Below are 14729 nucleotides of genomic sequence, written 5' to 3' on the forward strand. Positions count from 1 at the left end.
GCTACCCTTTTGGCCTTAAACAGGCCCGCAGCCAGGTGCGCAAACGCGCCTGATCTGCGGGCTTAATAGCATCATGGCAAAGCAGTAAAAATCTTTTGCTCCCGTCCTCGGACTGCAAGGGCAAAACAATTAGCCAAGGCCAGCAGAGCACCTCCCCAACCAAGACACAATTCAGCTGCTCTTTTTTGTTGTTGGAAAGAATCCAAAATCCGTTTTCATAAGCGAGCGAACCAACAGGTATTGCTGCACACTGCAGCGCATATAAATGCCATAGCCCAATAAGACTACCCAGCAATAGGGCCAACCAAACCAGGCGCACTACACCACCAGTATTAACATCACTTATATAAGGAAAGAGCGCGACAAATAGCGACAACACAAACAACCCGTAAAAGAGCCGGTAAAAGATGCGCAAAAAAGCAGAGGTTGAAATGGAGAGCACTGCCATTGGCGGCAGTGCTTTTGATGCAGAAGCCGATGGACCGCTTGCCCCATCCGCCAGCAGGTCAACAGTGTCAGCTGTTGGTTTTTTGAAGGCCGGTATTTGCACGAATAATGTCCACAATCCGTTGTAGTTCAGGGCTATCGGGATTTTCGCGACGCATAAACCAAGCAAAAAGATCTTGATCCTGCTCTTCCAATAGCAACCAGAAACGTTCTTTATCGCTCTGCTCCAGTCCTGGGTACACTTTCTCTAAAAAAGGCGCCAGCACCAGATCCAACTCCAGCATACCGCGCCGACAAGCCCACTTTAAACGATTGATATCCACGCTAATACCTGTATTAAAAATAAGAGAAGCACATTATAAACGAGCACCTTGCCAAAGACTCGCTTTGACTAGAGAATCGCGCTGCCTGTAGTCAATTTGCGGAACTCTTCCCCATGCCCAATCCGGATTTATCAACCATGACTTACCTCGCAACGCTCACCAACAAACAGCTGCTCTTGGTCAAAGGCCCTGATGCAGGTAAATTTTTGCAAGGCCAAGTCACATGCGATGTAAAAGAACTAAACGAGCCAGTCACTCGTCTTGGAGCGCAATGCAATCCGAAAGGCCGAATACTCCTGAGCTTTCGCGCCCTGCAAATGAATAACGAAACCATCGCGCTACGCCTGCCTGCAAGCATGATGGAGTCGGCGCAAAAAACACTGGGTAAATACATAGTGTTCTCCAAAGCCAAGCTGCAGGATGGCGGTAATGACTTCGCCCTATTCGGTTTGTTTGGCGATTCCGCCGCTACTGTAGCGTCCACCTTTTTCCAACAGTTGCCTACAACTTACGAGGGCTGGATAGAAAAAGATGGCAGCTACCTGATTCAATTAGCCGCAAATCGCTTTGAATGCTGGGTTGCAACCGCAACTGTTGATTCCTTTCTTGATGCAATAGAAAAAAAAACGCAGAAAGTTATCGCGGATGAATGGCAGCTATTGGATATCGCTGCCGGTATTGGTGAGGTTTATCCAGAATCCTACGAGCTGTTTACCCCGCAAGAACTGAATTATCAATTGGTTAACGGCATCAACTTTCGTAAGGGTTGTTATACCGGCCAGGAAATAGTGGCGCGTCTTCACTATCGCGGAAAACTAAAACGCCATATGTATCGCTTTGAATACAAAAACGACCAAATACCGCCGCCAGGAACCACCATAATCAATAGTTTAAGTGGACAAAATGCCGGCACCGTAGTCATGGCGGCACTAAACCAACAAGGAAAAATCGAACTATTGGCTTCATTGCTGGATGAGCAAATTGATCAAGCAAAAGTAGAATCGGCCACAGAAAAACTCAGCCAACTCAGTCTGCCCTATGCTATACCTACAGCAGAAGAAGCCACTCAATAATGATGTCAGGACAACCAATGAATCCTATTGCTGAAAAAGTACGCCAGGAAATCATAACTGCAATTGAAAAAGATCAACTCGTACTACCGACACTACCCGAGGTAGCACTGAAAGTTCGGGAAGTTGCCGACGACCCGGATGCCGACATCGACAAGCTCACCAGCGTTATTGGTAACGATGCTGCGCTGAGCGCGCGCATTATTCGTGTTGCCAACAGCCCGTTACTGCGCGCCAGTCGCGCGATTGAAGATTTGCGCACCGCACTTATGCGCCTTGGCATTCAATACACGTGCAATATCGCCACCGGGCTCGCCATGGAACAAATGTTTCAGGCAACGTCGGATTTGGTGGACATGCGCATGCGCGAAGTGTGGAGCCGTTCAAGCGAGGTTGCTGGTATTTGCCACGTCCTCTGCAAGCACTACACCAAACTGCGCCCGGACCAAGCCACCTTGGCTGGGTTGGTACATAAAATCGGTGTACTGCCAATTCTCACCTATGCCGAAGACCATCCTGCGCTCTTGAAAGACAGCTTTACACTCGATGCTGTTATTGATGAATTACACGCGCCACTCGGGGACCTTATCCTGAAAACCTGGGGTTTCCCCGAGGAGCTCGCGCACATTCCAACCCAGCATATAGACTTTACTCGCTCTATTCCCAAGGCGGATTATGCGGATGTTGTCACTGTCGCCATGCTCCAAAGTTATCTTGGAACTGATTCAGCCATGACCAAAATCGACTTCACCAAAGTAAAAGCGTTTGAAAGACTTGGACTCGACCCAGACATGCAAGTGAGCGAATCAGAAGATTTGAGTGCAGATATGGAAGCAGCCATGTCGATGCTGGTGTAGAAACACCAACTTACCCTATTTATTTGAAACCCCTGCCCTCAAAACTGAGGGCAAAAGTAGTATTGAAAAACTATTTGGTTTTGACTGATTTTGTCGGCACCAGCGGGCCAGTAGATTCACGCACAATGATGCTTGAATTCAGCATACTGGCCGGTAGTTGAATATCTTTTCCCCGCAACTGCTTCAGCAGCAAATCAGTCGCTTTTTTTGCCATCTGCCGAATCGGCTGACGAATAGTTGTTAATGATGGCCAAATTTGATGCGCAACAGGTGTATCGTCAAATCCGGCCACCGATAATTGCGCAGGAATTTTTACCCCTATTTGATGAGCCACCATCATCACACCTGCCGCCATATCATCATTAGCTGCAAAAATCGCTGTCGGCCGCTCCGACAAACCAAGCAATTGTTTAGCGCAAGTCTCTCCTGATTCAAATGAGTTATCGCCTTGAGCCACCAGATTTGTTAATAAGGGCAATTCATTTTCAATTAATGCCGCCTTATAACCCTCATAACGCAACGACATTGCACGGTGATCCGGATGACCACAAATAAAACCAATCCGCATATGCCCCTGCGCAATTAGCTGACAGGTCATGTCGTAGGACGCTTCTTCGTCGTTGGTTTCTACATAGGGTGACGCAGATTTATTTTCTGTTGGCGCCACCCGCACAAACGGAATATTCATTTTTTTTAGCAGCGAGATCACGGCCATGTTATCTGACAACGGTGGTGTCAACATGACGCCATCTACACGCTTCTCCAAAATCAAATCAGTAACTTCATCAATCAAGTTAGGGTCGCGATGAATCGCCGGGTGCACCAATAATTCGTAGCGCTGTGGACGACAAATTTCCAATACACCTTCTTGAATATCCAAGACGTAGTGCGCACTGGGGTGCCCGTAAATAAGCCCCAACAAGTAAGAACGATTGCCCGCAAGACTGCGCGCCGATTGATTGGGTCGATAGCTTAACTCCCGAATCGCCGCTTCAACTTTTTCACGGGTAGCTGGTCGCACATTCGGTTCATTATTCACCACGCGCGACACGGTTTTCATTGAAACACCCGCCAGCGCGGCAACATCATCGATAGTTGCTTTAGTCACTAAACTCACCTCAGCGCTATAGTTTTAGAGGTCAATATGACCATAAGACAGTAAGAGTGCAACCGATTGTAAACCGGGAACAAACAATGTGACAGCGTTATAGCCTTGCATTATAGTACCGCGCGCTTGCGTCGGCTTCCTCAAGCTGCGTTAGCGCACCAAGGTTTTGAATCAATCGGCAAACCTTATTTTAAGACCACGACAACGACAAACAATTTTTATAACAACGAGGTAATTCATGAAATCACCAGCTCGATACGGCCCGGCTTATGCGGCAGTGACCACACTTTTTCTTGCGTGGGGTTTTATTACCTCATTGATTGACCCGCTGGTCGCCGCAGTAAAAGGTATTTTCAGTTTGACTGACGTACAAGCACAGCTTAGTGCCTTCGCTTTTTTTATCGCTTACGGTGTAATGAGTTTTCCCGCCGCCGCAATACTATCCCGCTTTAAATCAGTACCTACTATTTTGATGGCATTAGGCACTATGATCGGCGGTTGCATATTGATGTTGATCGCTGCAAATATCGAAAACTATACACTTGTACTCGGCGGCCTATTTGTATTGGCTGGCGGCATTACTGCATTGCAAGTTGCAGCCAACCCCTTGGCAGCTGCGCTGGGTTCGCCCGAAGGTAGCCACTTCCGCCTGACATTTAGCCAAGCCTTTAATAGCTTCGGTACGTTTATTGGCCCCATTATTGGTGCATCGCTTTTCCTCGAGGGCATCGAAGTTAAACCCGGCATGGAAGTGACTGAAGCAGCCCGCGCAGAAGCATTGGCCGGTATAGATGCCGCTTATTTTTGGTTGTCCGGCATGATTGCCATGCTGTTGGTATTTTTCTTTCTGAGCCGCAAGATTGTTAGTGAAGCAGCCCCAGACACGTCAAGCACTGTAATTCGTCGCGGCATTTTATCCATGCTAAAAGAAGCAACCCAATCCAAGTGGGCACTACTGGGGGGGATGGCAATTTTTCTGTACGTAGGTGCTGAAGTAGCGATAGGAACGCAGATGGCATTTTTCCTGAATGCCGATTCAATCTGGGGCCAGTCAGATGCAGCATTCAAATTCCCTTTGATTAGCTGGCTATTTACTTCAGATGGAATTCCCGGCATCTCATTGCAAGAAGCAGCAGCTATTACCGCCATCTATTGGGGTGGGGCAATGGTAGGCCGCCTAATTGGTTCGGCTTTATTAGCCAAAGTAAATGCCGCTTTACTACTGGCTGTTTTCACGGGTGGTGCAGCGCTGATGTGCCTGTATGTATTTATTGTTGGTGGCGTGAGCGCAGGCTTTGTTGCACTAGCAATAGGCCTCTTCAATTCAATCATGTTCCCCGTGATTTTCAGTTTAACCCTTGAGCGCTCAACCGCCAGCGCCGAAGCCACCTCGGGTTTCCTGTGTACCGCAATTATCGGCGGGGCATTTGTACCCTTATTGGTAGGCTTGGTTTCAGGCCACTCAAGTTACATCACGGCATTTATTGTGCCTGCAGCTTGTTATGTGATTTTGTGCTGGTTCGCACTGAGCGCACGAAAAGTACAAGCAACCAATAATATTGCTGAAGTGGTAACTAGCCACTAAAAAATCAGGCAAGCGGTTATACAAACCGCTTGCCTCTTTTACCCCTGACGTCACTCCCACATTATTGCCCGCTGCTGATCACTCTCTTTGGCCTCCACCCACATCTCACCGTGCGCCGTTATTTCCTTTTTCCAAAAAGGGGCTTGGGTTTTTAAAAAGTCCATCAAAAATTCAGCAGCCTGAAATGCATGTTCGCGATGCTGACTAGTAACACCCACAAATACAATTTGATCACTTAAATACAATTGCCCTACACGGTGAACAATACGCACAGAAATTAAATCCCAACGCTGTCTCGCAACATCCATTATTTGATCTAGCACACGCTCTGTCATACTAGGATAATATTCAAGCGAGAGACCGGACACCAAACGCGACTGATTCATCTCACGCACTCGGCCAACAAAAAAAACCACCGCCCCCGCATCTTTATCATTTTCAACTAGCTGTGCGTATTCATCGCCCACATTAAAATCATTGGTTTGAACTGCAATAGAAAATGGCATATTAACCTCCGGTAACCGGCGGGAAAAACGCCACTTCATCGCCAGACTTCAAGGGGAGATCACCACGTGCATATTCATGATTCAGTGCAATTAATAATTTTTTGTTCTCCAAAAACTCTGCCCATTCAGGGTGATGCGAAATCAAGTATTGCTTTAACTCCCCAATAGACTTTGCTGAATTGGAGTCGACCTGTATGCCGTTACTGCCCAGCTGCTCGCGCAGCTGCGCTAAAAATACCACCTGGATCATTATTCGTTTACCTCGTGCCGCCCTGTTGTTTCACGCTGATAGTGGCCGCGACGCCCGCCCATTTTCTCCAATAGGCAAATCTGCTCAATTACCATGCCCATATCTACTGCTTTACACATATCGTAAATTGTCAGCGCAGCGACACTTGCCGCTGTAAGCGCTTCCATTTCTACGCCTGTTTGACCGGTTAGTTTGCAGTAACTGGTAATTTCTACACTGGAATTAGCTTCATCCAAACTGAAATCGACCGCCACTTTACTCAGCGCTAGCGGATGACAAAGAGGGATCAGATCCGCGCACTTTTTTGCGGCCTGAATACCAGCAATGCGAGCAACAGCCAACACATCCCCTTTTTTCAGGCCGTTGTTTTTGATTTGCACCAATGTTTCAGGCTGCATTACAACCCGTGCAAAAGCGCGGGCTTCGCGCACGCTCGCGGGTTTATCTGAGACATCCACCATGCTTGCGTGACCATGGGAGTCGATATGAGTCAATGACATAAATAGATTCTTCCGATTGTCGAGCTGGTTTACCGTGCAGCCCTAAGTAAATATCGCTATCATAAAACACCTGCCGATATTGCTTGGCATTTTTATTTTGCGCTATTGAAATTCATACCTTGATGACACCAACCCCAACCCTTGACCGCCGCTTTACCCTCGCTCCGATGATGGAGTGGTCAACCTCTGATTGCCGCACCTTTTGGCGTATGCTCACCAAAGAAGCCGTTCTCTACAGTGAAATGGTTACCACCGGTGCGCTCTTGCATGGTGATAAAAAGCGTTTCCTCGATTACAACGCCTGTGAACATCCCTTGGCTTTGCAGCTTGGTGGTAGCAACCCCACCGATCTCGCTGAATGTGCACGCATCGCCGAAGACTGGGGTTACGATGAGGTCAATCTCAACTGTGGCTGCCCCAGTGATCGCGTACAAAACGGCATGATTGGCGCCTGCTTAATGGCCGAGCCAGAACTAGTGGCCGATTGCATCGCAAGCATGCAGCATGCGGTGAAAATTCCGGTGACGGTAAAGCATCGCATCGGAATCGACGACATGGAAGATTATGCTGGGCTGGTCAAGTTTGTCAGCACCATCGCCGCAACTGGCTGTAGTACCTTCATTGTTCACGCGCGCAAAGCCTGGCTAAAAGGCCTCAGCCCTAAAGAAAACCGTGAAGTACCCCCATTGCAGTACGATAAGGTCTATCAGCTCAAACAGGATTTCCCCCAGCTCAACATTATTATTAACGGTGGTATCACTACACTAGAGCAAACGAAAACCCTGCTGGCACATGTGGACGGTGTCATGATTGGTCGTGAGGCTTACAGCAATCCCTATCTACTCGCAGAAGTTGATCAGCAAATTTACGGCAGCTCGCGCACCATCATCAGCCGCGATGAGGTAATGGAACAATTTAAAGAATATTGTATCGAACAGTTAGCGAAGGGCGCACGCCTCAATCATTTGACCCGGCATATTCTTGGGCTCTACCAAGGACTACCGGGTGCACGGCAATTTAGACGCGTTATTAGTGAGCAAGCCCACAAACCCGGTGCTGGAATCGAGGTTCTTGAACGAGCGCTTGCGGCCATAAATGAGTTACCATTAGCAACTATTACTTGATTTACTCTCGGGCCTAAAACCTTAATAGACTATGTATTTATCGCTTTATAAAAAATGACTGTTTCATTCAAAAAGTCATTAAGACTATAATATATCTGACGGCAATAAGACGAATATCAACCACTTGTTATTTCAGAAATAGGATTACCACTGTGACTAGTAAACTCGAACAACTGAAGCAATTTACCGACGTCGTAGCCGATACTGGCGATATAGAAGCCATTCGCCTTTACAAACCTCTGGATGCGACCACCAACCCATCGCTGGTTTATAAAGCAGCACAAATGCCGCAATATGAAAGCCTGCTGACCTCATCTATCGCCGCAAATAAAGGTATCACTAACAGCGCAGAACAACTGAGCGCTGTGTGTGATCACCTTGCTGTCGGCATTGGCTTGGAAATTCTGAAAATTGTTCCCGGCCGTATTTCTACCGAAGTGGATGCGCGCTTGTCATTTGACACCAAAGCCTCTATCGCCAAGGCGCACCAATTAATCAGCCTGTATGAAAAAGGTGGTGTTGATAAATCTCGTGTATTGATCAAACTTGCATCTACTTGGGAAGGCATTCGCGCCGCCGAAGTTTTGGAAAAAGAAGGCATTAACTGCAACCTGACCCTGCTGTTTGGCTTCAATCAAGCAGCCGCCTGTGCTGATGCTGGCGTATTTCTTATCTCCCCCTTTGTAGGTCGTATTCTTGATTGGTACAAAGCCAACACCGACAAAAAAGAATACACCGCAGAAGAAGATCCAGGCGTAGTATCTGTACGTCAGATCTACAACTACTACAAACAAAATGGCTACAAAACTGTGGTAATGGGTGCGAGCTTCCGTAACCTCGGCGAAATTGAAGCGCTAGCAGGTTGTGATCGTTTGACCATCAGCCCACAATTGCTGCAAGAATTGGATCAGGACAAAGGCGAATTAAAGCGCGTCCTATCACCAAACAATTCAGGTGAAAAAATCGCAAAACAAATCGAGACAGAAGCAAGCTTCCGTTTTGGTATCAACCAAGATGCTATGGCCACCGAAAAACTGGCCGAGGGTATCCGCGGTTTTGTGAAAGATCAGATCAACCTTGAGAACCTGATTAAAGCCCGTGCTCAATAAGCTCGCACGCTTTATCGAGCGCCACCTGCAATCAGGTGGCGACTCACTCGCCCTCACCGATCACCAGAAACAACTGGCCATTTCTGCATTGCTGGTGGAAATTGCCATGGCTGATCATCACTTCTCCGAAATTGAAGCTAACAAACTCAATCAATTACTCGCACAAAAATTTTCACTTACCACAAATGAAATCACCGACTTGATTGATCTCGCCAAAAATGAGTCTCATGATGCAACGTCATTGCATCAATTCACTCAAATTGTAAACACGGAATGCTCAGCGAGCGATAAATTTCGCCTGATAATAGCGATGTGGGAAATGGCTTATGCCGATGGAGATTTGGATAAATACGAAGACTACATGATCAGAAAGGTAGCAGATTTAATCTACGTCCCGCACAGCGAATTTATTCGCGCTAAAAATATTGTCAAAACAAAACTGCAGTAACAAATCAAAAACCTTGGTTTAATAGCTTTAACAGTTCTCCAACATGTTTACCAAGTTACGAAATGTATCTGCGTTACTCGCGTTCAAACCCATCAAAATTTTATGGGCTTCTAATACTTTTTCTTTTACTTCTTGTTCATCACAATTGACGCAATTTAGTGGTTGCGCACTGAGCATTGGAGCATCAAGCTTGTCGACTATAGTAAATATATCGCCGAACCCCATGGTTTGAAGGATACGCTGGATACTCGGGTTACTCGCCAAGATAACCGGTACTATTCCACATCGCTCCTGACCCAAAATTGATATTTTTGCCATCAACCCCAATGTTGTACTGTCAATCGCCTCCGCATCCGAAAGATCAAACAGCACTGAAGTAAAATTCTCACTTTTAAACATTGCATCAATAAATTGATCGAAAGAAATACAGAGAGTAAGGCGAACATCACCCAGCATCTTGATGATATAAACACCATTGTGGTCGGCAACTAAAATCTGGCCGGGTTTCATCAACTCACACCTCTAGAAATCGAAAGGACCGCGATATCATCGGGGTTATCACGAATCTCTTTTATCACCAAAGTATTGCAGACGGAATCCAAAGTGCCAGTGCTGGCAGCAACCCGCGCCAATAAATGAGCTTCTTTATCCGCCAACTCAACCTGTGGCAATGTTTCCAAAACACCATCCGAAAAACAAATCAAAGCAAATTTTTCAGGAAGATCTCGTTCATACAGCTGCCAACTAACCTCCTTGAAAATACCTGCGGGCTTACCCTGCCCCACCAAGTACTCCGCGCCGGACTCAGTCAACAAAATTGGCATAGGCAGGTGGCCTGCAACCACATAATGCATTTTATCTGTATGGGTATCTATTATGCCTACAAAAAGTGTTAGGTGATGACTGAGGCGAGTCTCATGCAGTTCACGATTAATTTGCCGCAACATTTGATTAGCACCCTCAACAAACGAGTACTCATCACCAAACAAGCCCTCCTCGCGTACCATTCGGCTTACCAAGTGTTTTAGCCAAATAGTGACAAATGCAGAAGATGCACCGTGACCTGAAACGTCAGCTAAGTAAAACGCGAGGTAGCGTTGTTTAATGTGGGCATAATCAACAAAATCGCCACTGAGAAAAAGCGAAGGAACTATAGTATGCGCAACCTGATAACCCTCTTGGGTGCTGAGCCCAGATGGCATCAGTCGTCGCTGCACCCTGCGACCAGCAATCTGATCTCGCTCCAGAACACGCAAATTCTCTTTCAGCTCGCGATTGGCGTCCTCCAGTTGTGCTCTATAACGCAAATTTTCGGCTTCCAGATCCTGACGATCAAGCACTTTATTGATCGAGTGAACAAGAACCTCTAAATCAGCAAGCGGTTTAATCAAATAATCTCTCGCTCCCAAACGCAATGCAGCTACTACATCGCTCATCACACCAGCACCGGACACCACAATAACAGGCAACTCAGGGAACTGGTCGTGTAACGTTTGCAATAACTGCAAACCGTCGCCGTTGGGCATACGCAGATCAGTGATAATCAAATCAGGGTAGTCGTGATTGGACTGAAGAAGGTGAAGTGCAGAGTGGGAGTCAATAGCAAACTGCACAGCAAAACCACTATCAGACAGATAGGTTAAAAGGCTTTGGCGGACAAGGGCATCGTCATCGATGATAAGCAGCTTGCGGCTTGCGGGTGTCATCTTCTGCTCGGGCTTGGAGTTCAAGTGGACCGCCGCGGCGATCAATAAAGCGCGTAACACTACTCCTTCACTACGCCGGTTGCAAGCTGTAGTTGGCTGTGAAATTACTTCTTTTGGGCCATAACAATGGCGCGCCGAGCAACAAGATTTGTGCTGTCTTGGGCGCCATCATGTGGGAATTACTTTGGCTTTTTATTGTTTTTCTCGCGCTCTGCTTTGCGCCGCATCTCAACCAGCTGTCGCTGGGTAAGTTTCCCTTTCCGCTCCGAATAAGGGTTTTCATTGTTACGGAACTCTATTTTTATCGGAGTTCCGTGCAGGTCCAAGACCCGACGGAAGGTTTTTTCCAAATACTTGGTGTAGTGACTGGGAACATCATTGGTCTGGTTACCATGAATCACGATTATCGGTGGATTATGTCCACCCGGGTGAGCGTAACGCAGTTTGATGCGTCGCCCTTGGATCATGGGCGGCTGATGCTCACGTACAGCATCTTGCAGAATTCTTGTGAGGTAATTAGTGCTGAACTTATCTGTTGCCGATTGGTAAGCTAACTCAATGGACTTGTAGAGATTTCCAACACCTGTACCGTGCAAGGCAGAAATAAAGTGAATGGTGGCAAAATCTACAAAGCGTAAACGGCGTTCAATTTCATTTTTCACATATTGTTTGTGCGCATCATCCAAGCCATCCCACTTATTCAGCGCTATCACCAACGCGCGGCCAGCCTCAATGGTAGTTCCCATCAGGTGCAAATCTTGCTCAACCACACCTTCGCTGGCATCCATTACCAACACTACAACGTTTGCATCTGCAATCGCCTGCATGGTTTTGACGATAGAAAATTTTTCCACCATCAAATCAATATTTTTTCGCCGACGTACTCCCGCCGTATCAATAATGGTGTAAGGCTTATCAAAACGAGTGTAATTGATATAAATACTATCCCGAGTAGTACCGGGCTCATCGTAAACCACCACCCGATCTTCACCCAGCAAGCGATTTACCAGAGTTGACTTGCCTACGTTGGGACGACCAACAATGGCAATTTTAATACCGGTCGCATCGTCTGGTTGATAATCCTCTGGAAACTCAGGGATTTCTGCCAGAACCTCTTCCATCAAGGATCTCACACCACGACCGTGGCTTGCAGTCGTTGGATAAACTTCACCCAAACCAAGCTCATAAAATGGCGCCAACGCGATATCGGGATCTGTACCGTCAATTTTATTGGCAACCAAATAAGTTTTTTTGTTGTTGACGCGCAAATGCTTGGCAATGGTTTCATCGGCCGGATTAAGCCCGGCACGACTATCGACAATAAAGAGGACTATATCGGCCTCTTGTATCGCCAGCAGCGATTGCCCCGCCATCATGCTGTCGATACCCTCTTCCTCACCGCTGATTCCGCCGGTATCAATAACAATAAAACGGCGGTTCTCTAATATACCTTCGCCGTACTTACGATCGCGGGTTAAACCGGGGTAATCCGCTACCAAGGCATCGCGAGACTGGGTCAAGCGATTAAAAAGAGTGGATTTACCCACATTAGGGCGACCAACAAGTGCTATTACGGGGATAATCATAAAAATATCAATGAGGTAAAAAGTCAGAAATGAAGGCGGATGCCGCCCGGAAATAAACTTTGCTAAAAACAAAACCAGCCGCTGAGGAGTTTACCATTAATCACTCAATGATAAATTCAGCGGCTGGTTTTAGTTTGCTCTAAAGCCGAAGGTTATTCGTCTTTTTCAGCACGAAACGCAATTAGTTTGCCACGATTGGTAAACACATAAAGTGTTTCACCATCTGATTGCATCGGAGCACGTGCGCCTTTTCTGTCAACACGAGTACGTGCTGCAAACTGGCCATCACTTTGGTTGAGCACGTGCATGTAGCCTTTAAAATCAACTACGGCTACATAATCACCAAATACTTGTGGCCCGTTCAAATTACGGCGCAACATTTGTTCATTAACCCACAATTGTTCGCCCGTAGCCGCACTGTAAGCAGCCACTTTGCCATCGGAATGGGCAACAAAAACTTTATCTGAGGAAACAGCCAGATTTTCACTGGTTGAACCATCAATTCCCCACAGTGGACTGCCAGTTCCACGCGCTATTGCACTGACTCGACCCTGATAGGTACCAACATAAAGAACCCCATCACGCAGAACTGGACTGGAATGGATATCTACCATCCGCTCCAGCTCTGAACGACCTTTTGGTGAAGCTATACGCTGCTCCCAAAGTATCAGACCATTACTAGGGTTAAAGGCCATCATGCGACCATTGGAAAAACCGGTGTAAATCGCTGTGTCGGTGACTATTGGTGATGGCGTACCGCGCAACGTCAGAACTGGTGGCTGATTATCATAAAACCACAATTGTTCACCGGTTTTGGCATCCAAGGCATAGAGCTTGCCATTCACCGATTGAGCAGCAACAACACTTCCGTTAGTACGTGGAGCTGAAACTATTTCACCCGGAAGCTGTTTACGCCATAACTCATCGCCATTTTCTTTGGATAAAGCCATAACTTCACCCGCATAAGTCGCCACCAGCAACAAACCATTTTCAGCAGCGATACCACCAATGATTTGGCGGTTCGGGTCAGTGGCAACGAAGAAACCCTTCAGCCATCCCCACAGTCCCTGTTCTGCTTTATTAATCTTGCGTGACCAGAGCTTTTTGCCAGAACCAGTGTTTACTGCAACAACCAAACCTTCAAAATCAACCGCATAAATAACATCGCCATCTAATGCAGGTGTGAGGCTACTAAAACCTTTGTTTTGACCTTCACCAATACCACGTTTCCACACCCGATCCAGGTCGATAGTCTCTTCAAAATCGACTAACTCCATGGGTTCGTTTCCTGTTTTTTTACTAAACCAGGAACATCCGGAAACAGCGAATGCACAAAGCAAAACCAACCAGCTAAAGTGCCTCACAGAGACTTGCGTCATTTACTTCTCCTCAGCAACAGGGGCTGCCGGCACAGAATCATTTACTTTCAAATCATCAACTTTCATTTGCAACAACATGTAACGCTCTTGTTGTTGAGGATCAATTGAGGTCAGCGCTTTTTCAAATGAGGTTCTGGCAGCATCCAAGTCACCTTGTAATTTAAAGATATCCCCGCGTGCTTCAGCGTAATCAGCAACAAATGCTGCCGCTGGTTCTGGAGTCAATTGCGCCAAGGCTTCGTCATAAGCTTTCTGTGCAGTTAACACTCGCGCCAATCGCAAGCGAGCCAACTGCTCAGTTGCAGCATCCGGTTTGGCAGACAAAATCCATTTAAGTTCACTCGCTGCCGCATCTAACTTGTTATCTTCAACAGCCAATTTGGCAAGAAAAAAAGCCGCGCTATGTGCGTACATGCTTTTACTATTTGCCTCTTTCAGCTGACCGGCTAAATGAGTAACAGTCGCTTTATCAGCATCGGTGATTACCTTGCCAGGCTCAACGTTAACCAGTTTCAACAGTTCTTCATACATTACTGATGCTTTTTCAGCCGCTTGACGTTTTTGATCCTGCCACGTTGTAAAACCAAAATAGCCAGCCACAACGACTAATACGGCGATGATTATGGTTCTACCATAATCCTTCCACCAACGCTTTAAGACTTCTAATTGTTCTTCTTCTGAAAGATGTACGCTCACAATTGACTCCTGTAGGACTTGCGCAACGCGCAGGA

17 protein-coding genes are annotated in these 14729 nt (G+C 46.8%); 6 read left to right on the plus strand and 11 right to left on the minus strand.

The genetic code is table 11. From position 1 onward, the window contains the following. Position 1: 1 nt before the first annotated feature. Positions 2-550: a protein YgfX gene (locus O59_RS09555; protein ID WP_157152523.1), complete on the minus strand. Its 549-nt coding sequence runs from the start codon at positions 548-550 to the stop codon at positions 2-4. Next, positions 516-770, minus strand: a complete 255-nt coding sequence (locus O59_RS09560) for a succinate dehydrogenase assembly factor 2 (protein WP_007642009.1) — start codon at positions 768-770, stop codon at positions 516-518. Before O59_RS09560 ends, O59_RS09555 begins: the two co-directional genes overlap by 35 nt. A 113-nt stretch (positions 771-883) precedes the next feature. On the opposite strand from O59_RS09560, the gene O59_RS09565 reads away from it, so the two are divergent. Both O59_RS09565 and O59_RS09570 read left to right on the plus strand, forming a co-directional pair. Continuing rightward, positions 884-1843 carry a folate-binding protein YgfZ gene (locus tag O59_RS09565; protein ID WP_007642011.1) on the plus strand — a complete coding sequence of 320 codons (960 nt, stop codon included), beginning with the start codon at positions 884-886 and terminating at the stop codon, positions 1841-1843. A 17-nt stretch (positions 1844-1860) separates the two neighbouring features. Then, entirely contained in the window at positions 1861-2697 is an 837-nt protein-coding gene (locus O59_RS09570; RefSeq protein WP_007642013.1) for an HDOD domain-containing protein, read from the plus strand. A gap of 70 nt (positions 2698-2767) precedes the next feature. Here the strand turns inward: O59_RS09570 and O59_RS09575 are convergent, their stop codons facing one another. Continuing rightward, positions 2768-3805: a LacI family DNA-binding transcriptional regulator gene (locus tag O59_RS09575; RefSeq protein ID WP_040391818.1), complete on the minus strand. Its 1038-nt coding sequence runs from the start codon at positions 3803-3805 to the stop codon at positions 2768-2770. Positions 3806-4043: 238 nt separating this feature from the next. Between O59_RS09575 and O59_RS09580 the strand changes: the two genes are divergently transcribed. Further along, positions 4044-5390 (plus strand): MFS transporter, encoded by a 1347-nt coding sequence (locus tag O59_RS09580; RefSeq protein WP_007642017.1) that lies wholly within the window; start codon positions 4044-4046, stop codon positions 5388-5390. A 50-nt stretch (positions 5391-5440) separates the two neighbouring features. Here the strand turns inward: O59_RS09580 and moaE are convergent, their stop codons facing one another. The 3 genes from moaE to moaC are packed head-to-tail and all read right to left on the minus strand — an operon-like array spanning position 5441 to position 6646. Then, positions 5441-5896 (minus strand): molybdopterin synthase catalytic subunit MoaE, encoded by a 456-nt coding sequence (gene moaE / locus O59_RS09585; protein ID WP_007642018.1) that lies wholly within the window; start codon positions 5894-5896, stop codon positions 5441-5443. A 1-nt stretch (position 5897) separates the two neighbouring features. Continuing rightward, positions 5898-6146 carry a molybdopterin converting factor subunit 1 gene (gene moaD, locus O59_RS09590; RefSeq protein ID WP_007642019.1) on the minus strand — a complete coding sequence of 83 codons (249 nt, stop codon included), beginning with the start codon at positions 6144-6146 and terminating at the stop codon, positions 5898-5900. After that, positions 6146-6646 (minus strand): cyclic pyranopterin monophosphate synthase MoaC, encoded by a 501-nt coding sequence (gene moaC / locus O59_RS09595; RefSeq protein ID WP_040391820.1) that lies wholly within the window; start codon positions 6644-6646, stop codon positions 6146-6148. The genes moaD and moaC overlap by 1 nt, the downstream gene beginning before the upstream one ends. A 122-nt stretch (positions 6647-6768) precedes the next feature. Between moaC and dusA the strand changes: the two genes are divergently transcribed. The 3 genes from dusA to O59_RS09610 all read left to right on the plus strand — a co-directional run bounded on the left by dusA (position 6769) and on the right by O59_RS09610 (position 9327). Next, the gene (gene dusA, locus O59_RS09600; RefSeq protein ID WP_081489694.1) at positions 6769-7770 is read left to right on the plus strand and encodes a tRNA dihydrouridine(20/20a) synthase DusA; all 1002 of its coding nucleotides are present in this window, start codon (positions 6769-6771) and stop codon (positions 7768-7770) included. Between the two features lie 152 nt (positions 7771-7922). Then, positions 7923-8879: a transaldolase gene (tal, locus tag O59_RS09605; RefSeq protein ID WP_007642023.1), complete on the plus strand. Its 957-nt coding sequence runs from the start codon at positions 7923-7925 to the stop codon at positions 8877-8879. Then, entirely contained in the window at positions 8869-9327 is a 459-nt protein-coding gene (locus tag O59_RS09610) for a TerB family tellurite resistance protein (RefSeq protein ID WP_007642024.1), read from the plus strand. Before tal ends, O59_RS09610 begins: the two co-directional genes overlap by 11 nt. 27 nt (positions 9328-9354) lie before the next feature. Here O59_RS09610 and O59_RS09615 read toward each other — a convergent pair whose 3' ends face one another. The 5 genes from O59_RS09615 to O59_RS09635 form a co-directional block, all read right to left on the minus strand. Then, a complete protein-coding gene (locus tag O59_RS09615) occupies positions 9355-9837 on the minus strand; it encodes an STAS domain-containing protein (protein ID WP_007642026.1) in 483 nt (160 codons plus the stop codon). Beyond that, positions 9837-11057 (minus strand): SpoIIE family protein phosphatase, encoded by a 1221-nt coding sequence (locus O59_RS09620; protein WP_225318395.1) that lies wholly within the window; start codon positions 11055-11057, stop codon positions 9837-9839. Before O59_RS09620 ends, O59_RS09615 begins: the two co-directional genes overlap by 1 nt. A 155-nt stretch (positions 11058-11212) precedes the next feature. Then, entirely contained in the window at positions 11213-12616 is a 1404-nt protein-coding gene (gene der, locus O59_RS09625) for a ribosome biogenesis GTPase Der (protein ID WP_040392101.1), read from the minus strand. A gap of 155 nt (positions 12617-12771) precedes the next feature. Beyond that, entirely contained in the window at positions 12772-13998 is a 1227-nt protein-coding gene (bamB, locus tag O59_RS09630; protein ID WP_040391821.1) for an outer membrane protein assembly factor BamB, read from the minus strand. Next, positions 13999-14694, minus strand: a complete 696-nt coding sequence (locus O59_RS09635) for a tetratricopeptide repeat protein (RefSeq protein WP_007642032.1) — start codon at positions 14692-14694, stop codon at positions 13999-14001. Positions 14695-14729: the final 35 nt, after the last annotated feature.

The organism is Cellvibrio sp. BR, from assembly GCF_000263355.1.
Classification (GTDB): Bacteria; Pseudomonadota; Gammaproteobacteria; order Pseudomonadales; family Cellvibrionaceae; genus Cellvibrio.

What these genes read in the sequence shown, in the direction of transcription:
- O59_RS09565 (WP_007642011.1), top strand. Translation starts at nt 884, where the DNA reads ATGCCCAATCCGGATTTATCAACCATGACTTACCTCGCAACGCTCACC.
- O59_RS09570 (WP_007642013.1), top strand. Translation starts at nt 1,861, where the DNA reads ATGAATCCTATTGCTGAAAAAGTACGCCAGGAAATCATAACTGCAATT.
- O59_RS09580 (WP_007642017.1), top strand. Translation starts at nt 4,044, where the DNA reads ATGAAATCACCAGCTCGATACGGCCCGGCTTATGCGGCAGTGACCACA.
- moaE (WP_007642018.1), bottom strand. Translation starts at nt 5,896, where the DNA reads ATGCCATTTTCTATTGCAGTTCAAACCAATGATTTTAATGTGGGCGAT.
- moaD (WP_007642019.1), bottom strand. Translation starts at nt 6,146, where the DNA reads ATGATCCAGGTGGTATTTTTAGCGCAGCTGCGCGAGCAGCTGGGCAGT.
- moaC (WP_040391820.1), bottom strand. Translation starts at nt 6,646, where the DNA reads ATGTCATTGACTCATATCGACTCCCATGGTCACGCAAGCATGGTGGAT.
- dusA (WP_081489694.1), top strand. Translation starts at nt 6,769, where the DNA reads ATGACACCAACCCCAACCCTTGACCGCCGCTTTACCCTCGCTCCGATG.
- O59_RS09615 (WP_007642026.1), bottom strand. Translation starts at nt 9,837, where the DNA reads ATGAAACCCGGCCAGATTTTAGTTGCCGACCACAATGGTGTTTATATC.
- bamB (WP_040391821.1), bottom strand. Translation starts at nt 13,998, where the DNA reads ATGACGCAAGTCTCTGTGAGGCACTTTAGCTGGTTGGTTTTGCTTTGT.